The organism is Pseudomonas sp. 18173 (genome assembly GCF_050432945.1).
Lineage (GTDB): Bacteria > Pseudomonadota > Gammaproteobacteria > Pseudomonadales > Pseudomonadaceae > Aquipseudomonas.
This window is the reverse complement of sequence record NZ_JBKFTN010000012.1, coordinates 103,071-125,790: the sequence shown is the minus strand read 5'-3', so window position 1 is coordinate 125,790 and position 22,720 is coordinate 103,071. Positions and strand designations below refer to the sequence as shown.

The 22,720-nt window shown below is 61.9% G+C and carries 25 protein-coding genes; 12 read left to right on the top strand and 13 right to left on the bottom strand.

The window, feature by feature from the left end; genetic code table 11:
* Nucleotides 1–8 precede the first annotated feature (8 nt).
* A complete protein-coding gene (serS, locus tag ACLD1X_RS15465) occupies nt 9–1,289 on the top strand; it encodes a serine--tRNA ligase (protein WP_429369049.1) in 1,281 nt (426 codons plus the stop codon).
* Entirely contained in the window at nt 1,290–2,684 is a 1,395-nt protein-coding gene (cysG, locus tag ACLD1X_RS15460) for a siroheme synthase CysG (RefSeq protein WP_429369047.1), read from the top strand.
* Nucleotides 2,685–2,813: 129 nt separating this feature from the next.
* Here the strand turns inward: cysG and ACLD1X_RS15455 are convergent, their stop codons facing one another.
* The 9 genes from ACLD1X_RS15455 to ACLD1X_RS15415 all read right to left on the bottom strand — a co-directional run bounded on the left by ACLD1X_RS15455 (nt 2,814) and on the right by ACLD1X_RS15415 (nt 7,818).
* The gene (locus ACLD1X_RS15455) at nt 2,814–3,821 is read right to left on the bottom strand and encodes a glutathione S-transferase family protein (RefSeq protein WP_429369045.1); all 1,008 of its coding nucleotides are present in this window, start codon (nt 3,819–3,821) and stop codon (nt 2,814–2,816) included.
* A 91-nt stretch (nt 3,822–3,912) separates the two neighbouring features.
* Entirely contained in the window at nt 3,913–4,914 is a 1,002-nt protein-coding gene (locus tag ACLD1X_RS15450) for a glycosyl transferase family protein (protein ID WP_429369043.1), read from the bottom strand.
* A complete protein-coding gene (locus ACLD1X_RS15445; protein ID WP_046037873.1) occupies nt 4,911–5,246 on the bottom strand; it encodes a TusE/DsrC/DsvC family sulfur relay protein in 336 nt (111 codons plus the stop codon). Before ACLD1X_RS15445 ends, ACLD1X_RS15450 begins: the two co-directional genes overlap by 4 nt.
* Nucleotides 5,243–5,536 (bottom strand): sulfurtransferase complex subunit TusB, encoded by a 294-nt coding sequence (gene tusB, locus ACLD1X_RS15440; RefSeq protein ID WP_429369041.1) that lies wholly within the window; start codon nt 5,534–5,536, stop codon nt 5,243–5,245. Before tusB ends, ACLD1X_RS15445 begins: the two co-directional genes overlap by 4 nt.
* Nucleotides 5,536–5,898 (bottom strand): sulfurtransferase complex subunit TusC, encoded by a 363-nt coding sequence (gene tusC, locus ACLD1X_RS15435; protein WP_429369039.1) that lies wholly within the window; start codon nt 5,896–5,898, stop codon nt 5,536–5,538. The genes tusB and tusC overlap by 1 nt, the downstream gene beginning before the upstream one ends.
* Nucleotide 5,899: 1 nt before the next feature.
* Nucleotides 5,900–6,292: a sulfurtransferase complex subunit TusD gene (gene tusD / locus ACLD1X_RS15430; protein ID WP_429369146.1), complete on the bottom strand. Its 393-nt coding sequence runs from the start codon at nt 6,290–6,292 to the stop codon at nt 5,900–5,902.
* A 198-nt stretch (nt 6,293–6,490) separates the two neighbouring features.
* A complete protein-coding gene (locus ACLD1X_RS15425; protein ID WP_429369037.1) occupies nt 6,491–7,195 on the bottom strand; it encodes a YoaK family protein in 705 nt (234 codons plus the stop codon).
* Nucleotides 7,196–7,220: 25 nt separating this feature from the next.
* Nucleotides 7,221–7,550, bottom strand: a complete 330-nt coding sequence (locus ACLD1X_RS15420) for a DUF6388 family protein (RefSeq protein ID WP_429369035.1) — start codon at nt 7,548–7,550, stop codon at nt 7,221–7,223.
* Nucleotides 7,551–7,569: 19 nt separating this feature from the next.
* Nucleotides 7,570–7,818: a hypothetical protein gene (locus ACLD1X_RS15415; protein WP_429369033.1), complete on the bottom strand. Its 249-nt coding sequence runs from the start codon at nt 7,816–7,818 to the stop codon at nt 7,570–7,572.
* Nucleotides 7,819–7,966: 148 nt separating this feature from the next.
* Here ACLD1X_RS15415 and ACLD1X_RS15410 point away from each other — a divergent pair, with 148 nt between their 5' ends.
* Nucleotides 7,967–8,317 carry a hypothetical protein gene (locus ACLD1X_RS15410; RefSeq protein WP_429369031.1) on the top strand — a complete coding sequence of 117 codons (351 nt, stop codon included), beginning with the start codon at nt 7,967–7,969 and terminating at the stop codon, nt 8,315–8,317.
* A gap of 136 nt (nt 8,318–8,453) precedes the next feature.
* On the opposite strand, the gene ACLD1X_RS15405 is transcribed toward ACLD1X_RS15410, so the two are convergent.
* Nucleotides 8,454–8,879 carry a GNAT family N-acetyltransferase gene (locus ACLD1X_RS15405; protein ID WP_429369029.1) on the bottom strand — a complete coding sequence of 142 codons (426 nt, stop codon included), beginning with the start codon at nt 8,877–8,879 and terminating at the stop codon, nt 8,454–8,456.
* A 168-nt stretch (nt 8,880–9,047) separates the two neighbouring features.
* Between ACLD1X_RS15405 and ACLD1X_RS15400 the strand changes: the two genes are divergently transcribed.
* A complete protein-coding gene (locus ACLD1X_RS15400) occupies nt 9,048–9,641 on the top strand; it encodes an NUDIX domain-containing protein (RefSeq protein WP_429369027.1) in 594 nt (197 codons plus the stop codon).
* Here ACLD1X_RS15400 and ACLD1X_RS15395 read toward each other — a convergent pair whose 3' ends face one another.
* Nucleotides 9,642–10,154: a methylated-DNA--[protein]-cysteine S-methyltransferase gene (locus ACLD1X_RS15395; RefSeq protein ID WP_429369025.1), complete on the bottom strand. Its 513-nt coding sequence runs from the start codon at nt 10,152–10,154 to the stop codon at nt 9,642–9,644.
* Nucleotides 10,155–10,290: 136 nt separating this feature from the next.
* Here ACLD1X_RS15395 and ggt point away from each other — a divergent pair, with 136 nt between their 5' ends.
* Nucleotides 10,291–12,018, top strand: coding sequence for a gamma-glutamyltransferase (ggt, locus tag ACLD1X_RS15390; protein ID WP_429369023.1), 1,728 nt, complete (start codon nt 10,291–10,293; stop codon nt 12,016–12,018).
* Nucleotides 12,019–12,087: 69 nt separating this feature from the next.
* Nucleotides 12,088–12,621 (top strand): cysteine hydrolase family protein, encoded by a 534-nt coding sequence (locus ACLD1X_RS15385; RefSeq protein WP_429369021.1) that lies wholly within the window; start codon nt 12,088–12,090, stop codon nt 12,619–12,621.
* 180 nt (nt 12,622–12,801) lie between these two features.
* Here the strand turns inward: ACLD1X_RS15385 and ACLD1X_RS15380 are convergent, their stop codons facing one another.
* On the bottom strand, nt 12,802–13,443 hold the full coding sequence (locus tag ACLD1X_RS15380) for a TetR/AcrR family transcriptional regulator (RefSeq protein ID WP_429369019.1): 642 nt from the start codon (nt 13,441–13,443) through the stop codon (nt 12,802–12,804).
* Nucleotides 13,444–13,532: 89 nt separating this feature from the next.
* On the bottom strand, nt 13,533–14,435 hold the full coding sequence (locus ACLD1X_RS15375; RefSeq protein ID WP_429369017.1) for a LysR family transcriptional regulator: 903 nt from the start codon (nt 14,433–14,435) through the stop codon (nt 13,533–13,535).
* A gap of 199 nt (nt 14,436–14,634) precedes the next feature.
* Between ACLD1X_RS15375 and ACLD1X_RS15370 the strand changes: the two genes are divergently transcribed.
* From ACLD1X_RS15370 to ACLD1X_RS15345, 6 genes are all read left to right on the top strand, one after another.
* Nucleotides 14,635–16,134 (top strand): purine-cytosine permease family protein, encoded by a 1,500-nt coding sequence (locus tag ACLD1X_RS15370; protein WP_429369015.1) that lies wholly within the window; start codon nt 14,635–14,637, stop codon nt 16,132–16,134.
* Nucleotides 16,131–16,958: a nitrilase family protein gene (locus ACLD1X_RS15365; protein ID WP_429369013.1), complete on the top strand. Its 828-nt coding sequence runs from the start codon at nt 16,131–16,133 to the stop codon at nt 16,956–16,958. The genes ACLD1X_RS15370 and ACLD1X_RS15365 overlap by 4 nt, the downstream gene beginning before the upstream one ends.
* A gap of 101 nt (nt 16,959–17,059) precedes the next feature.
* Complete coding sequence (locus ACLD1X_RS15360) at nt 17,060–18,082, top strand: helix-turn-helix transcriptional regulator (protein ID WP_429369144.1); 1,023 nt, start codon at nt 17,060–17,062, stop codon at nt 18,080–18,082.
* Between the two features lie 150 nt (nt 18,083–18,232).
* On the top strand, nt 18,233–20,083 hold the full coding sequence (locus ACLD1X_RS15355) for an amidohydrolase (protein WP_429369011.1): 1,851 nt from the start codon (nt 18,233–18,235) through the stop codon (nt 20,081–20,083).
* A gap of 18 nt (nt 20,084–20,101) precedes the next feature.
* Nucleotides 20,102–21,841 carry an amidohydrolase gene (locus ACLD1X_RS15350; protein ID WP_429369009.1) on the top strand — a complete coding sequence of 580 codons (1,740 nt, stop codon included), beginning with the start codon at nt 20,102–20,104 and terminating at the stop codon, nt 21,839–21,841.
* 108 nt (nt 21,842–21,949) lie between these two features.
* Nucleotides 21,950–22,690: a TorF family putative porin gene (locus ACLD1X_RS15345; RefSeq protein WP_429369007.1), complete on the top strand. Its 741-nt coding sequence runs from the start codon at nt 21,950–21,952 to the stop codon at nt 22,688–22,690.
* The last annotated feature ends 30 nt before the right edge of the window (nt 22,691–22,720 follow it).

Genomic DNA, 22,720 nt, shown 5'->3' with positions numbered 1-22,720 from the left:
AAACCGACATGCTCGATTCCAAACTGTTACGTAGCAACCTTCAGGACGTAGCGGACCGCCTGGCATCCCGTGGCTTTGTGCTGGATGTTGCGCGCATCGAAGCGCTGGAAGAACAGCGCAAGACCGTCCAGACCCGCACCGAAGCACTGCAGGCTGAACGTAATGCGCGCTCCAAATCCATCGGCCAGGCCAAGCAGCGCGGCGAAGACATCGCGCCGCTGATGGCGGACGTCGAGCGCATGGCGGGTGAATTGAGCGCCGGTAAAGTCGAACTGGACGCGATCCAGACCGAACTGGACTCGATCGTGCTGGGCATTCCCAACCTGCCGCATGAATCGGTGCCGGTAGGCGATGACGAAGACGGCAACGTCGAGGTGCGCCGCTGGGGCACGCCGAAGGCTTTTGACTTCCCGGTCCAGGACCATGTGGCCCTGGGCGAGAAGTTCGGCTGGCTGGACTTCGAAACCGCCGCGAAGCTGTCTGGCGCCCGTTTCGCCCTGCTGCGCGGCCCGATTGCCCGTCTGCACCGCGCCCTGGCGCAGTTCATGATCAACCTGCACGTCACCGAGCACGGCTACGAAGAGGCCTACACGCCTTATCTGGTCCAGGCGCCGGCGCTGCAAGGCACTGGCCAGCTGCCGAAGTTCGAAGAAGACCTGTTCAAGATCGCCCGCGAAGGCGAAGCCGACCTGTACCTGATCCCGACCGCCGAAGTGTCGCTGACCAACATCGTTGCTGGCGAAATCGTCGATTCGAAACTGCTGCCGATCAAGTTCGTTGCCCATACCCCGTGCTTCCGTAGCGAAGCCGGTGCATCCGGTCGCGACACCCGCGGCATGATCCGCCAGCACCAGTTCGACAAGGTTGAAATGGTGCAGATCGTCGAGCCGTCGAAGTCGATGGAAGCACTGGAAGGCCTGACCGCCAACGCCGAGAAAGTCCTGCAGTTGCTGGAACTGCCTTATCGCACCCTGGCGCTGTGCACCGGCGACATGGGCTTCAGCGCGGTCAAGACCTACGACCTGGAAGTGTGGATCCCGAGCCAGGACAAATACCGCGAAATCTCGTCGTGCTCCAACTGCGGCGACTTCCAGGCCCGTCGCATGCAAGCGCGTTTCCGCAACCCGGAAACCGGCAAGCCGGAACTGGTGCACACCCTGAACGGCTCTGGTCTGGCAGTCGGTCGTACCCTGGTCGCGGTGCTGGAGAACTATCAGCAGGCCGACGGTTCGATCCGTGTGCCGGAAGTTCTCAAGCCTTACATGGGTGGCCTTGAGGTCATCGGTTAAATGAACTATCTGCCGCTGTTTCACAACCTTCGCGGCAGTCGTGTGTTGGTCGTCGGTGGGGGGGAGATTGCCTTGCGCAAATCCCGCCTGCTGGCCGATGCCGGTGCGCTGCTGCGGGTGGTTGCACCTGAAATCGAAGCGCAACTGCGCGAACTGGTTGCCGGCAGCGGTGGCGAGTGCCTGTTGCGTGGCTACGCCGAAACGGACCTGGACGGTTGCGGGCTGATCATTGCCGCCACCGACGACGAGGCGCTGAACGCGCAAGTCTCCGCCGATGCCCATCGGCGTTGCGTGCCGGTCAACGTGGTGGATGCGCCGGCCCTGTGCAGCGTGATCTTCCCGGCGATCGTCGACCGTTCTCCGCTGATCATCGCGGTGTCCAGCGGCGGCGATGCGCCGGTGCTGGCACGCCTGATCCGTGCCAAGATCGAAACCTGGATTCCTTCCACCTACGGTCATCTGGCCGGGTTGGCGGCGCGTTTTCGGCATCAGGTCAAAGGCCTGTTTCCGGATGTGCAGCAGCGCCGGGCGTTCTGGGAAGATGTTTTCCAGGGTCCGATTGCCGATCGGCAACTGGCCGGGCAGGGCGCCGAAGCCGAGCGTTTGTTGCAAGCGAAGATCGATGGCGAAGCGCCGGTTGCCACCGGCGAAGTCTATCTGGTGGGCGCCGGCCCAGGTGATCCCGACCTGCTGACCTTCCGCGCCTTGCGCCTGATGCAGCAAGCCGACGTGGTGCTGTACGACCGTTTGGTAGCGCCGGCGATTCTCGAGTTGTGCCGTCGCGACGCCGAGCGGGTTTACGTCGGCAAGCGCCGAGCCGATCATGCGGTGCCGCAGGATCAGATCAACCAGCAATTGGTGGATCTGGCCAAACAGGGCAAGCGTGTGGTGCGCCTGAAGGGCGGCGATCCGTTCATCTTCGGTCGTGGTGGTGAAGAGATCGAGGAACTGGCGGCCCAGGGCATTCCGTTCCAGGTGGTGCCGGGGATCACGGCGGCCAGCGGTTGCGCGGCCTATGCCGGGATTCCGCTGACGCACCGCGATTACGCGCAATCGGTGCGCTTTGTCACCGGGCATCTGAAGGATGGTTCCACCGATTTGCCTTGGGCCGATCTGGTCGCACCCGCACAGACTCTGGTGTTCTACATGGGGTTGGTGGGTTTGCCGATCATCTGCGAGCAGTTGATCAAGCATGGTCGCGGCAAAGATACCCCGGCAGCGTTGATCCAGCAGGGCACCACGATCAACCAGCGGGTGTTTACCGGCACCCTGGCGGACTTGCCGCGACTGGTGGCGGAGCATGAAGTGCATGCGCCGACCTTGGTGATCGTGGGCGAGGTGGTGCAATTGCGCGAGAAACTGGCGTGGTTCGAAGGGGCTCAGGGGCAGGTCTAGAAATCGGGTCGCCCCCATTCGCGAGCAAGCCCGCTCCCACATTTAACCGTGTTCTTCAGGAAGTACTCGGTCGAATGTGGGAGCGGGCTTGCTCGCGAAGAGGCCCTTGAAAGCTCTGCAATATCCGGATCAAACCCGGCGCTTGCGCCAAACCCCTTTCCCGCTCAACCGCTCCCGGTCATGGGGCGCGTCGAAGTCCTGTGCCGGACCTTTCGGCACCACTCCAGTCGGGTTGATGGTCCGATGGCTGGCGTAGTAGTGGTGCTTGATGTGGGTGAAGTCCACCGTCTCGGCAATCCCCGGCCACTGATAGATTTCCCGCAGCCAGTTCGACAGGTTCGGATAATCGGCAATCCGGCGCAGGTTGCACTTGAAGTGCCCGTAGTACACCGCGTCGAAGCGAATCAGCGTGGTGAACAGGCGGATGTCCGCTTCGGTCAGGTATTCGCCCGCCAGATAGCGATTGGCACCCAGCAGTTGCTCCAGTCGGTCCAGCTCGGCGAATACATCATCGAACGCTTCTTCATAAGCCTGTTGCGACGTGGCAAACCCGGCGCGGTACACGCCATTGTTCACCGCCGGATAAATCCGCTCGTTCAATGCGTCGATATCTGCGCGCAGCGGCGCCGGGTAGAAGTCCAGGTCGTTACCGGTCAAATCGTCGAAGGCACCATTGAACATGCGGATGATTTCCGATGATTCATTGTTGACGATGCGCTTGAGCTGTTTGTCCCACAGTACCGGTACGGTGACGCGGCCCGTGTAGTCGGCGGTGTCGGCGGTGTAGCGCTGGTGCATGAACTCGAAGTGGTCGAGCTTGTCGCCGGTCGAACCCAGGTTTTGGTCGAAGGTCCAGCCGTTTTCCAGCATCAACCAACTGACCACCGAAACGTCGATCAGGTTTTCGAGGCCTTTGAGTTTGCGCAGGATCAGCGTGCGATGGGCCCATGGACAGGCCAGGGACACGTACAGGTGATAGCGCCCGGGTTCGGCCGCAAAACCACCGACGCCGGTCGGTCCCGGCTTGCCGTCTGCGGTCAGCCAGTTGCGGCGCTGCGCCTGTTCACGCTGGAACGCGCCGTCCTTGCTGCTTTCGTACCACTTGTCCTGCCAGCGGCCATCCACTAACAAACCCATGTTCAAGACTCCCGAAACCGATAATCGTTGGAGTTGAGTCTATTCCGATGAGTTCGAACAAAAAGCGCAAAGATCGGGCGCGAATGATCGGTTAAATCGATTTGTCGCGAGCGGCCCAGTATTGCTCGGCGGTTTCGAAGGCTTGTTCGCGGCTCTGTCCGAGGCCGCGAAGTGCCAGGGCCATGGTCGAAATCAAGGCCATTTGCGGGTAGCTGTCGACCACGTCACCACGCCACACCGCTTTCAGGTGCCCGGGATCGAGCGCGGCGGGTTTGACGTGACGCTGCGCGGACATCTGTGGCCATTCCTCATCCCAGCTCTCGCCGCCGGTGGTGCCGTACAGGTGGCTGTCGGCGTCAGGATTGATCTCGATCTCGCCGCCATCGCCCTTGATCACGATGGCGGTATCACCGAGCAGCCCGCTGGCATCGCGATGCACCGCCTGATAGCCAGGGTGGAAAATGCTCTGCAGGCCGCAACGTGCGCCCAGCGGATTGAGAATCCGCGTCAGCGAGTGGATCGGCGAGCGTAGGCCGAGGGTGTTGCGCAGGTCGATCATCCGTTGCAACTGCGGTGCCCAGTCCACCAGCGGCATGAAGGCCAGGCCGCCGTTATCCAGCGCCGAGCCGACCTGTTGCCAGTCGCGGCACAGCGGGATGTTCAATTCGCCCAGTAGTTGCTCTGTGTACAGGCGACCGGCCGTGTGGGCGCCGCCGCCGTGCATGAAAATCCGCACGCCGTTCTGTGCCAGGCACTTGGCCGCCAACAGATACCACGGCAGGTGCCGCTTCTTGCCGGCATAGGTCGGCCAATCCAGGTCTACCGCCAGCGCCGGAGGACTCAGGCGGTCGCGCAATGCCTCGGTGAAGCCCGCCATCTCCTCTGCGCTTTCTTCCTTGTGCCGCAACAGCATGAGGAAGGCGCCGAGCTGGGTTTCCTCGATCCTTTCATCGAGCACCATGCCCATGGCCTCGCGAGCCTCGGCCCGGGTCAGGTCACGGGCGCCGCGTTTGCCTTTGCCAAGGATCCGCACGAATTGGGCGAACGGATGCTCGGCAGGTGTTTCGAGTGTCAGTGCTGGATAGTCGGTCATAGGCAATTCGTCGGTTTGGGCAGGCCCGCCAGTTTCGCGGCGAGTTTGGCGGGAGTGCCTTTGAACAGTCGGTTCAGGTGCAGGCTGTTGCCTTTTTCCGGGCCGAGCTTCAAGGCGGTGTACTTGATCAACGGGCGGGTGGCCGGTGACAGCTGGAACTCGGCGTAGAAGCTGCGCAGCAGTTCGAGGACTTCCCAGTGTTCGGGCGTCAACTCGATGTCTTCGGCAGCGGCCAGGGCGCTGGCGACATCGGCGGACCAGTCACTGAGTTCGACCAGGAAACCGTCCTTGTCCAGCTCGATGGCGCGGGCGCCAACCGTCAATGCATTCATAGCCAACTGTTGACCTTGTCGTAGTGAATCGACAGTTCGACGAAGGCCGGGTAATCGATGGCCTCGGCCCAGTCAGGTACCGCAAGCGCACGGGCCTGGGCATCTTCGGCGAGGACGAACAGCTTCAGGCCACGGGCGCTGAGCGCGGTGAACGGCGCGGTGCCGGGCTGCAACGCATAGGCCGCATCACCGGACAGCAGCAAGCCGTCGTTGGCGCCGATCACGCGCAGGCAACTGGTCAGGCGATCGTCGCCGAACGGGGAATGAGACAACACATGCAAAGTCGACATCAGAGGGTGATCACCTGGTCGTAACGGTCAATGAGGGCAGTGATTTCGTCGGCGGCCAATACCCGGGCTTCTTCCAGCGACAGACCGTCCGGGTCCAGGCCACGCTGGCTGATGCTGTCGCCGCAGGCGAACAACTCCTCGACACCGAACATCGGCAGGGCTTGCAGGTTGGCGCTCAGGTCTTTCTGTTGCAAGGCCCTGGCGTTCTGATTGGCGGCCAACTGGAACACGCCGTCATCGAGAAACAACAGGCCAATCGGCAGATCGAAGGCGCCACCGGCCAGTACGATATCCAGCGCTTCGCGCGCGCCCGGGCCGGACCATGGCGACTGACGGCTGATGATCAACAAGGATTTGGCCATGTCATGCGCCTCCGAAACAGATCAGGCGGTCGGCATCCTGCGCCGCGTCATGCAACTGGCCGAGTCCGGACAATTCCCACGGCGCACCGACGGCAACAGCCTCGCGCTGATAGCGCCTGGCTTCTTCCTCGTTCAACACGCCACGACGCAGGGCGGCGGCGATGCACACCACGCCATCAAGTTGATGGTCGCTGACAAAGGTGCGCCATTGCCTGGGCAAGTCCGCTTCATCCTGGGGCGTGACCACGCTGGCGGACGCGTTGTAGACGCCGTCCTGATAGAAAAACAGCCGGACAATCTCGTGCCCGCCGGCCAGCGCCGCTTGGGCGAACAGCAGGGCGCGGCGCGAGGAGGGCGCATGGGCGGCGGAAAACACGGCGATGGCGAACTTCATGACGGACTCGATCAGCGAAACTGCGGCCATGATAATGCTTTATCGGCGGGTCGGCTAAAGTGATGTTGTCTGCGCGGACCTCTTCGCGGGCAAGCCCGCTCCCACAGTGATCTGTGCCATGCCAAAGATTGCGGTATGACCACAAAACCTGTGGGAGCGGGCTTGCCCGCGAAGGCGGTCGTACAGGCGATGCAACACTCAGCGCGGCATATACCCCAACTGCCAGCGCCGCGGGATCTTCAACGACAACACCCCGAGCCCGGCAGCCAGCAGGCCACTGGCAAACAACGCCTTGAGCCCCAGGTGATGTTCCAGCACGGCACCGAGTACCGCGCCGGCGAACATGCCGGTCCAGGGGATCAGTTGCACGCGCCAGCCGTTACGACGCTCGCCGAGCATCCAGCGGCCCAGCCCGCGGCCGAAACGCGACAGGGCGCCGGTAACGTAAGTCAGGCCAACCGGCAGGCCGTTCACTTCTTCCACCGCGGCATTGAGCATGCCCATTGCGATGATCGCCGCCAGCAGGGCCGGCAGTTGCGCGTCATAGGGCCAGGCCGCGGCGGCGCACAGCAGGGTGGCGATGCACAACAGCAGAGGCAGGGCCCGGCGGCCACCCAGCCGGCTGACGATAATGCCCAGCGCGTTGCCGACGATGAAAGTGGCGACGAGGATCACCAGGCGCAGGGTCAACCCAAGGTCACCAGCACTGATGGCGACTGCCATCCGGGTGGTATTGCCGCTCATGAACGAAACGAAGTCGCCGCTGGCCATGAAGCCGATGGCGTCGGTCATGCCGGCGAGTACCGAGAGCATGGCCACCAGGCTCAGGCCTATGCGCCCGCGCCATTTCTGCGTGTGCAAGTGACCGGGGCTGGCGTGGGTCCTGGCGGTGTTGGGCAGCATCGGTGATGGTTTCCCTGAACAGTGCTTAGGGTTTTATCCCGTTCAACTCGCAATATTCCAGCCAGTCCATGCCGGCCATTTCCGCCACTTCCCGGTGCACTTCCAGGCGTTGCGCTTCGTAGTCCAAGGGCGTGGCGGCAGTTAACTGCAACGTCAGTTCCCAAGCGAACAATTGCTGGCGTTCTGCTTCAGCTTCAAAGGCTTCGTGCAGTCGTTCCTCACGATACTGTGCCGCCGTTTCACCCTTGGCCTGAGCCAACAGCGGGTTGAGGTGGTCGAGCTCTTCGCGCAATTCGGGGCGCGCATCAAGAAACCGCTTCAGTGCTTGCTCATGCTGCAGTTCGGTTGTCGCCATGGTCACTCCTTGAGAATGGTTACGAAGACTTCTGCTTGCTGGCCTTGGCGGCGGCCGCCAGGCATTCGAGGGCGAACTGTTCGGTGTAGGTCATCTGGATCGGCGTGGTTTCGCCTTTGACGGTTCTTTCGCCGTTGAGGATGTAACGAATCCGCTTGTCGGTGACGCCGATTCGCTTGGCGATCCAGGAAGGCGTCTGGCCGATCTGGCTGATCAGCTTGTCGGCGTATTCAGCGGTCGGTTTGTAAAACTCGGCATTGGGTGTCATCAGAATTCCAGTGATAGGCGCGATGCGGCGGTATTGGCGCGACAGGGTGCGCGAATCGTTGCGCGGTGTCGCGGTATAAATGAAGTAAAGCAGAACGATACGGGCTGCCAGGGTGATAAAGTCCGCTTTTTCCTGATGAGTGAATGCAATGCGAATTCTGATGGTGGCGCTGGCCGTGACGTTGCTGGCGGGATGCGCCGGCTCGGCAATGAACGATGCCCGCACCAAGGCCCCCTACAAGACCCTGAAGTCGGAAAAACCGGGAAAAGACGTCGCCCAGTGCGTGCAGTTTTCCTGGCAGGACGAGGCCGTGTTCGGCGTCGATGCCGCTGCCTATCTGCAAGCTGGCGAGAAGGGCGGCACGACAGTCTATACCCGCTCGGCGGAGTCTTTCGTCGACGTGACCACCGATGCCTCGGGCACGGTGTTGAGCTACTACGCACAGAAGGATGATTTCGTGGCCAAGCGCCGGCTGGCGGCGTTGGCGACTTGCCTGTGATCTGACGCTGTTCCCCCTGTAGGAGCGAGCTTGCTCGCGAAAAAAATCGGAACGCCGCGGGGTGTCAGGCATCCAGCGTTTTCGTTGACGACCATCGCGAGCAAGCTCGCTCCTACAGGGGGGGGGGCGGTATGGGTCAGTAGCTCAGGCGCTTCTGGAAGAAGAAATGCTTGTGGCCCGGTGGATAGTCGGCAATGTGCCCGATCTCGCAGTAGCCACACTTCTTGTAGAAATCCGGCGCCTGGAATTCAAAGGTGTCGAGCCACAGCCCGACGCAGCGCCGTTCCCGCGCCAGGTCCTCGGCCATCTGCATCAGTTTCGAACCCATCCCCTGTCCCCGCGCCTGTTCCGGCACCACCAGCAAGTCGATGTACAGCCACTGGTAAAACAACCGGCCATGCAGGCCGCCGAGGATTTCGTCGTTGTCGTCGCGCACCAGCAAGGCGATGTGCTCGGGCACGTTGCCTTCGGCCTTCGAGCCGTTGTAGGCGCGCAGTGGCTTGAGGATGGCCTGGCGTTGTTCTTCCGTGGGGTTTTGCGACAGTTCGATACGCAGGTTCATGGCTATGTCCTTATGGCATTGAAGCCGCAGCCTATCCCGGTTGCAGCGATTGTTCCATCCCCGGAAAAGTTGAACCGTCGCCAACGCGCAGCTTGCTTGAGGGGGGGCAAGCGCTGTTCCTTTTCAATTATCATGCGCCCTCTCAGACCAGTAACAGGACGCGTTGTCATGTCGAACACAGCCGAACGGGTCAACATCGTCGAGTCTCAGGTGTTGTCCCACGACTGGTACCTGCTCAAGAAAATCACCTTCGATTACCAACGCAACAACGGCGAGTGGCAACGCCAGACCCGCGAAGTCTACGACCGTGGCAATGGCGCGGCGATTCTGCTGTACAACCGCGAAAAGCGAACCGTGGTACTGACCCGGCAATTTCGCCTGCCGGTGTTCGTCAACGGTCACGACGGGCTGTTGATCGAAGTGGCGGCGGGGCTGCTGGAAGGCGCGACGCCTGAAGATCGCATCCGCGATGAAGCGGAGGAAGAGACGGGATATCGCGTGCACCATGTGCAGAAGGTATTCGAGGCGTACATGAGCCCGGGGTCGGTGACGGAAAAGCTGCACTTCTTCATTGCCGAATACGACGCGAAGTCCAAGGTCAGCGACGGCGGTGGGCTGGAGGCGGAAACCGAGGAGCTCGAAGTGCTGGAGTGGGCATTCGAGGACGCGCTCGAAGCGTTTTACCGCGGCGAGATCTGCGACGCCAAGACCATCATGCTGTTGCAGTATGCGGCGATGAAAAACCTCTTCGCCCAGGCATGATCAAAAGCCTGGCAGGCGTGCCGTGCCGGGCCATTGCCCACCTTCCAGGGTCAGCAACAGCTCCTTGGCCTCAAGCCCACCGGCAAACCCGGTGAGCTTGCCCGACGCGCCTATCACCCGGTGACAGGGTGCCACGATCGAGATCGGGTTCTTGCCATTCGCCGCACCCACGGCCCTGACCGCGGTCGGGTTGCCGATCTGTTCGGCGATCTGGCTGTAGCTGCGGGTCTCGCCGAACGGGATGGTCAGCAGCGCCGCCCAAACCTGCTTCTGAAATTCCGTGCCGGCAAAATCCAGGTCCAGTTCGAAGCGTTCGCGGCGGCCGGCAAAATATTCGCGCAACTGCGCAGCCGTGCGCACCAGGATCGGGTTGTCCGGCGCTTCGCTCATCGGTCCGAGGCGCACCCGGCCGGGTTTGTCGTTTTCCCAGAGGATGGCCGCCAGTCGTGAACCGTTCGCGACCAGCTTCAACTGGCCGACCGGGGACGCCACGGTGATGCAGGTATAGGTCATGTCAGGGCTCGTGCGAAATTGCTGAACAGGCGTTAAGGATACTGTCTCGATGGGGAGGCGCAATACGTAATCCCGACCATACTTGGCTACGGCTTTTGAAGCGTTTTCCTACGAAATAACAAGAAGAGACCGACTCATGAAGTACGAACCTTTTGCCAAATCGCTGATAGCGACCTCATTGGCACTCAGCTGCCTGACCGCCCATGCCGCCTCCGTGGCCCCGGCGACCGGGGAAAACGGCATGGTGGTCACCGCCCAGCACCTGGCCAGCCATGTGGGTGTGGATGTGCTCAAGAACGGCGGCAACGCCGTCGACGCGGCGGTCGCGGTCGGCTATGCGCTGGCGGTGGTCTACCCCGCGGCCGGTAACCTCGGTGGCGGCGGTTTCATGACGATTCAACTGGCGGACGGGCGCAAGACCTTCCTCGACTTCCGTGAAAAGGCGCCGCTGGCCGCCACCGCCAACATGTACCTGGACAAGGAAGGCAACGTCGTTCCCGACTTGAGTACCCGTGGCCACCTGGCCGTGGGTGTGCCGGGCACGGTATCGGGCATGGAACTGGCGCTGTCCAAGTACGGCACCAAACCGCGCAAGGAAATCATCGCCCCGGCCATCAAGCTGGCCGAAGACGGTTTCGTGCTGGAGCAGGGTGACGTCGATCTGCTGGACTACGCCACCGACATGTTCAAGAAGGACATCAAGGATTCCGGCTCGATCTTCCTCAGCAACGGCGAGCCGATGCAGGTCGGCCAGAAACTGGTGCAAAAGGACCTGAGCAAGACCCTGCGGGAAATCTCCGAGAAAGGCGCCGACGGTTTCTATAAAGGTTGGGTGGCCGACGCCATCGTCACCTCCAGCCAGGCCAACAAGGGCATCATCACCCAGGCCGACCTCGACAAATACAAGACCCGCGAACTGGCGCCCATCGAGTGCGACTACCGTGGCTACCACGTGGTCTCGGCACCGCCGCCAAGCTCCGGTGGCGTGGTGATCTGCGAGATCATGAACATCCTCGAAGGTTATCCGATGAAGGATTTGGGCTATCACTCGGCCCAGGGCATGCACTACCAGATCGAAGCGATGCGCCATGCCTATGTGGACCGCAACAGCTACCTGGGCGACCCGGACTTCGTGAAGAACCCGATTGCCCACCTGCTGGATAAAAACTACGCGACCAAGCTGCGCGAAGCGATCAAGCCACAAAAGGCCGCGGTATCCAGTGAACTCAAGCCGGGCGTGGCGCCCCATGAAGGCAACAACACCACGCATTACTCCATCGTCGACAAGTGGGGCAACGCGGTGTCGGTGACCTACACCCTCAACGACTGGTTCGGTGCCGGTGTGATGGCGAGCAAGACCGGGGTCATCCTCAACGATGAAATGGACGACTTCACCTCGAAGATCGGCGTACCGAACATGTACGGCCTGGTGCAGGGCGAGGCCAATGCCATCGCACCCGGCAAGGCGCCGCTGTCGTCCATGAGCCCGACCATCGTCACCAAGGACGGCAAAGTGGTGATGGTGGTCGGCACGCCGGGCGGTAGCCGCATCATCACCGCGACCTTGCTGACCATGCTCAACGTGATCGACTACGGCATGAACATCCAGGAAGCGGTGGATGCGCCGCGTTTCCACCAACAGTGGCTGCCGGAAGAGACCAACCTGGAAGCCTTCACCACCAGCCCGGACACGGTGAAGATCCTCGAAAGCTGGGGGCACAAGTTTACCGGTCCCCAGGACGCCAACCACCTGGCGGCGATCCTGGTCGGCGCGCCATCCCTGGGTGGCAAGCCGGTAGGCAAGAACCGTTTCTACGGGGCCAACGATCCACGGCGCAATACCGGGTTGTCGCTGGGTTATTGAGGGTTGTATCTGGCGGGGGACGGGCTTATGTTCGTCCCCTGATCCCTCGACACTTCAAGGAAGGAAATCATGACCACTGCGTTGTTAATCATCGATGTCCAGCAGGCATTGTGTTCCGGTGAGTACGAGTGCTTCGAGATCGGACGGGTCATCGACACCATCAATGACCTTTCTGCCCGGGCGCGCAAGGCCGGCGTTCCGGTGGTGCTGATCCAGCACGAAGAAGAGGGCGATCTCCTGAAACACGGCGCTCCAGGCTGGCAATTGGCCGAAGGACTGCACACTTCACCCGACGATCATCGCGTACGTAAAACCACCGGTGATTCGTTCTATCAGACAAACCTGCAAAACCTGGTGCCGGTGCAGGACTTCGAACGCCTCGTCATCTGTGGCCTGCAAACCGATTACTGCGTGAATGCAACCCTGCGCCAGGCGCATCAACTGGGCTACGACGTGGTGCTGGCCGCCGACGCGCATTCCACCGTCGACAATGGCAATACCACTGCCGAAGACATCATTGCCGAACACAACAGGGATTGGGCCGACCTGAGCGGTTCGGTGGCGCGGATCGATGTGGTCCCGGCTGCTGCAATCCGCTTCTGATAACACCTTTGCGCTCCCTTGCAGGAGCGAGCCCGCTCGCGATGGACGTTAACGATAACGCGGGGGGCCAGATACCCAGCGGTGCCCGGAAGTCCATCGCGAGCAGGCTCGCTCCTACAGTATTTTCGGTAGCTTGCAGGTTAACCCTGTGGGAGCAGGCTTGCCCGCGATGAGGCCACCTCAAGTCGCAAACAGCCAGACCCTGTCCTCGCGCACCGCAGCCGGGGCCACGCCGTCCAGCACCAGTCGGGTAATGGTGGCTGCTGCGTTGTCGTAATCCTCATCCTGTGGCGTCGCGCACCCCGTGATGTGCGCCATCTGCCAGCCCAGATTGGTGTAGGTCCGGGTCGCTGACCAGATAAACAACATCAGGTGCTGCGGGTCGACCGGTGCGATCAAGCCCCGATCGATCCAGCTGCGCAGGCATTCGACATTGCGCCGGGCCTCGGCATACAGCAGGTCGCGGCATTCTTCGGGCAACTGCTTGCCCCCCAGCAACAACTCGCCACTGAACACCTTGGCAATGTGCGGATGCTCCCGGGCAATGCGGATGCGGGCGCTGATGTAGGCCTGCAGACCCGACGCCGGGTCGTCGCTCTCGCGCAGGACGGCAGACGCTTGCAGCAACGGCTTGACGAAGCCGAGCAGGACCTGGGCGTAGAGGTTCTCTTTACTCTGGAAGTAGTAGTACAGATTGGCTTTTGGCACCCCGGCCCGGGACGCGATATCGCGGGTTTGCGTGCCGTCGAAGCCTTTGGCGGCGAACTCGGCGCTGGCGGCTTGCAGGATGAGGTGCAGATTGTGCTGGCGGATACGGCTCATGGGGCGATCTGGGAAAAATAAGTTTCGCAATATACAAAACTATATAGCGCTAGAGCCAGCGTTGAGCACACCGCTCGGCGACGATTGCTCTACATCGGTGCGAAAATCTCGATCAGCTCGTTCAGGAACGCACTCACCAGGTCCCGCTGCCGCGAGGAATGCCGCACCGCCGCATGAAAACTCACTTCATAGCGCAGCAGGTCCGGGTTCAGCGGGTGCAACTGCCCCAGTTGTTCATGGCGGGTCGCGTAGTGCTGCGGCAGAAACCCCAGGTGCTGGCCGGACAGAATCAGCAGGGCCGCGCCGTCCATGCTGTCGGTGAGCACGGTCAGGCGCTCGATGGAGGTGGGGGCCGGCATTTCCGGCAGCGGATGGCTCGGCCAGACCCAGTCAAAGCCGCTGACATCTTCGCGGGTCAGCGCGCCGACCTGACCGAACAGCGGATGCGAGGGCGCGCAGTAGGCAATCTGGGTTTCCGGGAACAGCGGGAAATAGTCGATGTTGGGCAAGCGGTGCCAGAAGTAACCGATGGCCAGGTCGATATGGCCGTTGATGATTTTTTCTTCCAGCAGGGACGACGACAGCTCGGTGAAGTGGAAGTACAACCCCTCGTGCCGAGCCCGCAAACGGGCAATGGCCTGGCCGATTTTCTTGTTCGCCACCGGGTCGATCTGCCCCAGCAAACCGATGTTGATACTGCCCGAGACCTTGCGGTTGATGTGCTGCACTTCAACCCGGAAACCCTCGGCCGCCGCCAGCAGGCGTCGGGCCGCCTCGATGAATTGAGTGCCTTTGGGCGTGACCGAAAACCCGCCGCGTCCGCGTTCGCACAGGCGGAAACCGACCCGTGCTTCCAGCGTTGCCAGTTGCGCGCTGATCGTGGGTTGCGTGGTGTTGAGGGCGGTTTGTGCCGCCGAGATGCCGCCTGCTTCGACGACGGTCAGAAATACCCGGATCAGACGCAGATCCAGCTCCGTTACAGTTCCCAGCATGGGCGCTCCCGATACTCGCTTACATAGATGTTGATCTATGTGAACAGTGTGCCTGCGATATTTTATTGCCCGGACTCACACCCTACATTGCCGTGAAACCAGCGTCATCGTCAGCTTTTTCTGGAGTTTCACCGGATCTGGACGTCGTAGCGAGCGCTGCACCCACAAAAACAACAAACAACAGCATAGGAACAATCGTATGTCAGGTTCCCCAGTGTCTGCGCGCGCCGCCGAGGCGAGCGGCGGGTTGGCCATCGAAGGCCACTCCATCGACTACATTCCGGAAAACGAACGCCACGCCAAACTCAGCAGCCAGGGGCCATTCTGGTTCCTGGGCAACTTCCACTTCTTCACCATCTCCATCGGTTTTGTCGGCCCCAGCCTCGGCCTGTCCGCCCTGTGGACCATGCTCGCCGGCGCCCTGGGCATCATGTTCGGTACCATTTTCATGGCGTTCCACGGTTCCCAGGGCCCGGAAATGGGCCTGCCGCAGATGATCCAGTCCCGTGCGCAGTTCGGTTATCGCGGGGTGATCCTGGCGTTGATGGCGACGATGTTCGTGTTCGTCGGTTTCAACGTGGTGAACATCTCGCTGATCATGAACGGCCTTGAACATGTGTTCGGCATCGACCCGACCATCGTCGCCGTGGCCGTGGTGCTGATCGGCGCGCTGTTGTCGATCTACGGCCACGACCTGATGCACAAGGCCTTCAAGTGGGCCTTGCTGGCAACCTTGCCGCTGTACGCACTGGTGACCATCGCCCTGATGTTCGGTGCGGGTCAGGAAGGCGTCACGCCGGCGACCGATCTGGGCTTCAACTGGGTGGCCTTCGCCACGCTGTTCGCCATCGGCGCCAGCTACAACATTTCCTATGCGCCCTATGTGTCCGACTATTCCCGTTACCTGCCGAAAAACACCAGCCGCAAGAAACTGATCGCGGCGGTGTTCATCGGCGCTTCGTTGTCGGGCAGCTGGATGATCGGCCTCGGTGCCTGGCTGGCGCAGCAATTGAAAGCGGCGGATGCGCTGGTGGCGTTGAATCAGGTCGGCTCCTCGATGGTGCCGGGGCTGGGCAATCTGCTGGTGATCGTCTCGGTGGCGGGCTTCCTGCCGATCATCGCGCTCAACACCTACAGCGCCATGCTGACGCTGCTGACCGGCGTCGACTCGATCAAAAAAATCACCCCGACACCTCGCGCCCGTGTGCTGTCGATCAGTGTGATCAGCGTCATCCTGTTGACCTGCGTGCTGTCGATCAAAGGTGACGGCATCGCGCTGCTGAACACCTTCCTGGTGTTGCTGCTGTACTTCCTCGTGCCGTGGACCGCCGTCAACCTGGTGGACTATTTCTTCGTGCGCAAGGGCCGTTATGCGATCCCGCATTTCTTCACGCCAAACGGCATCTACGGCGCCTGGCAATTTCGCGGCATCGTTTCGTACCTGATCGGCTTCGCCGCGATGGTGCCGTTCTTCTACATCTTCGACGCAGCGGCCAACAAGGAAGTGTTCGTTGGCCCGCTGGCGCGGATGCTCGAAGGCGTGGACATCGCCTGGCTGGTGGGGCTTGTGGTGTCGGGGCTGACCTACTACGGGCTCAGTCGCTCGATTGATCTGGTCGCCGAACGCCGGGTGATCGACGGGCTGAGCGAAAGCGACATCGTCGCCATGACCCATTCATCTGCGGAGGCAGTGCGTTGAACAACGCTAAAAATATCGTGGTCGCCTGCTGCCAACTGGCACCGAAAATAGGTGACCTGGCCTACAACCGCACGCTGACCGAACGCGCGATTCGCCAGGCAGCCTTTCAGGGCGCGCAAGTGGTCGTGCTGCCCGAGCTGGTGCAGAGCGGCTACCTGTTTGCCGACCGCGATGAAGCGCTGAGCCTGGCGGAAACCGTTGACGGTCCGACCCTGCAACTGTGGCAGACCCTGGCCCGTGAGCTGAACCTGGTGATCGTCGGCGGGTTCTGCGAGCGCCTGGCCGGTGATGAACTGGCCAACAGCGCGGCGATGATCGACGCCAACGGCCTGCGCGCGGTGTACCGCAAGGCGCATCTGTGGGATGCCGAAAAGGACATCTTCAGTGCCGGCGATGCTGCGCCACCGGTGGTCGAGACGGTCCATGGGCGGCTCGGCATGCTGATCTGCTATGACCTGGAATTCCCCGAATGGGTGCGTCTTCCGGCGCTGGCCGGGGCCGAGCTGCTGTGCGCGCCGGTCAACTGGCCCGACGGTCCGCGGCCGCCAACCGAGCGCCCGGCCGAAGTGCTGCGGGTGCAGGCCAATGCCTCGGTCAACCGCATGTTCATCGCTGCCTGCGATCGCTATGGCCATGAACGTGGAGTCGGTTGGGTCCAGGGTTCGGTCATCGTCGATGCCGACGGCTATCCGTTGGCCGGGCCAGCGGAGCAGGGTGGCGAACAGATGTTGCTGGCCACGCTGAACCTCGCCGAGGCGCGCAACAAGCGCATCAGCGCCCGCAATGACCTGCACCGGGACCGACGGCCGCAGTTGTACGGCTGAGCGGCTGTTTGTAACTGTTGATGTCACAGCGCGCTGGACGCCATTCCCGGCGCTATGGCATCGTCCCGGCAACAGACTATGCAGTGAACGGGATCGCAATGATGGAGGAGGGAAAGAAGGTCGACGACAACGCGTCGTTGGTCACGTTGAAGGCGTTCAATCATTGCGTGTTGCACCTGGGTCGGCTGGCGCGGGAAAGCGGGGCGTCGCGGTTCATCGCCGATGGCCTGCAGGCATTCAGTCAACTGGTGCCCTTCGCGTCTGCCTGGTGGGGCGAAATGTCTTCACCCGGTGCTGATGTACCCCTTCAAAGCTGGATGCATGGAAGCATCAATCTCCCCGAATCCTTTGCCACCGAATGGCATCCGGTGGCGGCAATCGATCAGTTCTCTCTCGACACGCTCAATCGTCCCGGTGAGGTGGTGCGTGACAGTGGTTTCAACGACCCTTGCGAGGCGGTCAACGACTTCGCCCGGCGCCACGATCTCTATCACTTGATCAGCATCACCTACGAACTGCCCGAAAGCGGCCTGATGTTTTTCGTTTGTCTCTACCGTGGCCTGGAAGAGCAGGCGTTCGACGAGAACGAAGCCGAGCTGTTTTTGGCGTTCTGTGATCACCTGTTCCAGCTGTGGCGGTTTCAGGTACAGGACATGATTCGCTTCGACAGCGAAAACGGCGCGAGTGACTTTGGCGTCGCGCGCATGGACGGCAGCCTGCTGTATGTCGGGGCCAGGTTGTGCGCGGCCATTCAACGCGAACTGCCGGGCTGGAGCGGTTCAGTGCTGCCGGGCGAGGTGATCGCGCAACTGCCGAAGGCACCCTGCGTGATCCGCCTGGGCCGCTGCGCCCTGACCCTGAGCCCCAACGGCGAACACGTCATCCTGTCCCTCGAAGCTCCGTCGGGCGGGGACGGCCTGGCGCCACGGGAGCGCACGGCAGCGATGCTGTTCGCCGCCGGCCACTCCTACAAGGAGATCGCCCGGATCCTCGCCCTGAGCCCATCGACCGTGCGCACCTATTTGCGTAACTGCTACTTGCAGCTCGGTGTGAAAAGCAAGGTGGAGCTGGGCTCCGTGTTGCGTTCGCCGGGTGCGCTGGCGGAGTCCACGCGCCGGGACTGATTCCAGCCGTTTTTCAATTATTTGCCTGCCCCCTCCTCATTTGCAGAGGTCCATTCGCGCGCTGCGCCCTATAGGGTAGCCCCTGTCTATACAAGGGCTTGCGCAGTCGCTTCGGGCCGCTTCAAAACAATAAGAACAGGGGTGAGGCATATGAGACTTTCCAGGTTGTTCATCGCCGTTGCGTCGACAACGGCGTTTTCCTGCATGGCATTGGGCGCGACGCCCGCCGACACGGTCATGCGCAACGGCTACATCTATACCGTCGATGGCCAGGATTCCGTGCAGCAGGCCATCGCCATTGCGGGCGGCAAGATCGTCTATGTCGGCAGCGACGCCGGGGTCGATGGCTACATCGGCAAGCAAACACAACTGATCGACCTGGCCGGACGCATGCTGATGCCAGGCTTCGTCGATGCGCACATGCACCCGGGGGACGGCGGTCGTGCCATGACCTTGTGCGACCTGAAATACCAGACCATGACCCGCGCGCAGTTTCAGGCGAGCATCCAGGCTTGCCTCGATGCCGACAAGGACAAGGGCCCGGACGTCTGGCTGGAAGTCGGCAGCTGGGACCGCATGGGCATGACCGGGCTCGACGGCGACGCGGACAAGTCGACCCTGGATGCGCTCAAGACCAAGCGCCCGATCCAGGTGCGCTCCACCGACTTCCACACCGTGCTGACCAACTCTCGCGGCCTGGAACTGGCCGGGATCAACAAGAACACCACCGATTCCGAAGACGGTAAATACCGGCGTGACAGCGCCGGCAACCCGAACGGTATCTGCGAAGACGGTGCCGCCGAATCGTTGGCCGCCGTGGTGCCGCCCGCGACCGACGCGGAAAAACTCAATCAGCTTCGCGCAGCCCTCGACGCCATGCGCCAGCAAGGCATCACCAGTTTCTTCGATGCACTGTCGGGGCCGGAAAACGGCAAGGCCTTCACTCGCCTGCAAAAGTCCGGCGAGCTGACTGCCAGGGCCTTGCTGGCAATCAAGCTGGACCCGACCGCCGCTGCCGCCGACCCGGTTAAAACCATCGCCGAGGCCAAGGCCATGGCCAGCACCTACGACCAAGGCGAAGTGAAGGTCATGCCGGGCGTGAACATGCGCCACGTCAAACTGTTCATGGACGGCATCATCAATGCCCCGGCGGACACCGGCGCCATGTTGACCCCGTATCTGCACAACAGCGGCACCGACAAGGCGCCGAAGTGGACGCCGGGCAAGAACCTGGGCGAACTGTACTTCCCGCCGCAAGTGCTCAATCCGCTGTTGCTGCAGGCGGTCAAGGCCGGCTTCGATCCGCACCTGCACGCCACCGGCGAGCGCGCGGTGCGCGATGCGCTGGACAGCGTCGCCTACGTGCGTCAGCAACTGCCCGGCCAGGACTTCCGCCCGGCCATCGCTCACGCCGAGTCCGTCGATCCTGCCGACTATTCACGTTTCAAGGCCCTGGACGTCACGGCCACCATGTCGTTCCAGTGGGCGCAGCAGGCACCGTCCACGGTCGACGGCACCAGTGATCACCTCGGCGCCGAACGATTCGAGCGTATGGAACCCTCGGGCAGCATCGCCCATGCCGGCGGCCGCGTGGCGTTTGGCAGCGATTGGCCGGTCGATCCCCTCGATGAGTTCCTGGCGCTGAAAGTCGGTGTCACCCGTTCCGGCGATCCCACCAATCCGCACAGCTATGGCCCCAAGTATGCCGGGCGACTCAACGCCGATCCGGCGCTGTCGCGAGCCGAAGTGTTGCGCAGCATCACCCTCAATGCCGCCGAACAGCTGAAGCTGGACGCCGTGCTGGGCTCGGTCGAAGTCGGCAAGTTCGCTGACCTGATCGTACTCGACAAGAACTTCATGCAGGTGCCAGACGAAGAACTGGGGCGCAACGACGTGCTGCTGACGCTGGTCGGCGGCAAGGTCGTATGGGCCAGGGCGCCGTTCCTCGGGCTGGCACCACAGGTGGTTTCCCCAGTCGTCAGTTCCCGATCCGTCCAATAAAAACCAGAGAGCGTTCCGATGCGATTCATTCCAAACCTGTTGGCCGCCGCGCTGGCCTTGTCCTCGCTGCAAGCCATGGCCGCCGCCGACCTGGTGTTGTTCAACGGCAAAGTGTTTACCGCCGAACCTGGCCAGGCGCTGGTGCAGGCAGTTGCGGTGCAAGACGGCAAGATTCTGAAAGTCGGCAGCGATGCCGAAATCAATGCCCTGGCCGATGCCGGGACCCAGCGTATCGACCTGGCGGGCAAGGTACTGATGCCGGGCATGATCGACACCCACAGCCACCCGGTGGTGGGGGCGTTCGACAGCATGAAGGCCAACCTGCTGGACGAAGTCAAACCGATGCCCGAACTTGAGCAGTGGTTGATTGAACAAGACCAGGCCGGGCGTGCCCGGGCCGGCGATGTGATCAGCGTCGCCGGGGTCAGCTCGGCCTACTGGGAGAAAAGCCGTGAGCTGGGCAAGGTGTTCAACCGGGGGCGCTGGGCCGATCAGCCGATTGTCTTCAGCGGCATCGACGGGCACACCGGCTGGGCCAACAACGCGATGCTCAAGCGTCTGAACATCGATGCGGCACTGGTCAAGAGCCTGCCGGAGAAGGAGCGCGGTTACGTCGGCCATGAAGCGGACTTCACCCCCAACGGCTACTTTGCCGAATCCCGCTGGGACCTGGTGCGCAACGGCATTCCTGCGCCCAGCCCGGAGACCATGCTCAAGGCCGCGAAAGAGGCGGTGCGGGTCAATAACCAATACGGCATCACGGCGTGGATGGACGCTGCGGCGAACGGCGGCAGCGAAGACTCACTGTTCGATTTCCATGCCACCACGCAGACCGTCGGCGTCCTGCCGTTGTACAAGGAATTGGCACAGAACGGTGAACTGAGCGCCCACGTCGCCGCATTGATGGTCACCAACCCGAAGAGCAAACCCGCCGACCTGGAAGTGATCGCCACGGTGATGAAGCAGTTCGAGGGCGTGCCCAACCTGACGTTCCCCGGCATCAAGGTGTTTGTCGACGGCATTCTTGAATTCCCGGGGCAGACCGCCGCGGTCATCGTGCCGTACAAGAACAGCCACAAGGACGGTCAACTGCTGACCGACCCGGCGCACTTCGGTGAGCTGGTGGTGGCGGCGGAAAAACGCGGCTGGATCGTGCACATGCATGCCGTCGGCGACCGTGCCGTGCGTGAATCGCTCAACGGCGTGGCTTATGCGCGCAAGCTCAGCCCGACGCCGGTGCCGCACAGCATCGCCCACCTGCAACTGGTCAACCCCAAGGAGTTTCCACGCTTCAAGCAACTGGGCGTGATCGCCTCCATGCAGTTGCTGTGGGCCACCGGCGAGTCCTACACCGTCGAACTGGTCAAGCCCTACATCAGTGCTTTTGCCTACGGTTACCAGTATCCCGCTCGGTCCCTGCATGACGCCGGCGCGACGATTGCCGGTGGCAGCGACTGGCCGGTGTCCAGTCCGAATCCGTTCAACGCCATCGCCCAGGCCAGCACACGCAAGGGGCCGCTGGGCGTACTCAATGCCAAGGAGAGCATCGACCGCCAGACCATGTTCTACGCCTACACCCTCAACGCCGCGAAAACCCTGCGCCTGGAGAAGCAGATCGGTTCGCTGGCGCCGGGCAAGCAGGCTGACCTGATCATCCTCGACCGCGATGTGTTCAAGGTCAGCGATGACGAGCTGTTCGAAACCAAAGTCCTGAAAACCTTCTTCGCCGGCAAACAGGTCTACGCCCCCGCGTCCTGAGTTACGCGCACTTAAGCACACGTAACAACCGCCAGCCCCTCGCAGCGCGAGGGGTGTGGCATCGCCATGCCTGAAATTCCCCGTACGCCATAACAACAAGAGAACTGTATGAACGCATTTTCAGCATTGACCCTCGCTACGCTGGCCTTGGTTCCGTTGACCAGCCACGCCCTGGCCCTCAACGACGATTTCAGCTTGGACATGACCCTGGGCGTCGTCAGCGACTACCGTTCCCGCGGTATCTCGCAGAGCCTGGGCGATCCGGCCGTGCAGGGCGGCGCGACGCTGATGCACGGTAGCGGCCTGTACATCGGCGCCTGGACCTCCAGCGTGGATTTCGGCGGCGACTTCGATACCCGCCAGGAGCTGGAGTACTACGCCGGTTACTACTGGCAGGCGACGGACGCGATCAGCCTCGACCTGGGCTACATCAAGTACGACTACCCGAAGAATTCCGAATTCAACCTGAGCGAGATCTACGCCATTCTCGACGTCTATGGCGTGAAGCTCGGCGCCTACTACTCGAACGACACACCGAACGTTTTCGGTGAAGACCAGGACACGCTCTACACCTACGTCGGCTACAAGTTCACGCTACCGGCCGAAGTCGGCCTGGAGCTGCGGGTGGGGCGCAACGACGTGAAAGACCCGGCTTTCTGGTCCGCCAACGGCGACAACCGCGAGGCTTATTACGAGTGGGAAGCCAGGTTGACCCGCGACTTCGTCGGCGTGACCTGGGGCCTGAGCTATGTCGACACCGACCTGACGAAAAGCGAGTGCAGTGGCTGGTATGGCTATGACGACCTGTGCTCGGCCACGGTCGTTGCAAGTGCCACCAAGACGTTCTGAGTTCAACCCCGATAACAACTACAGTTTCTC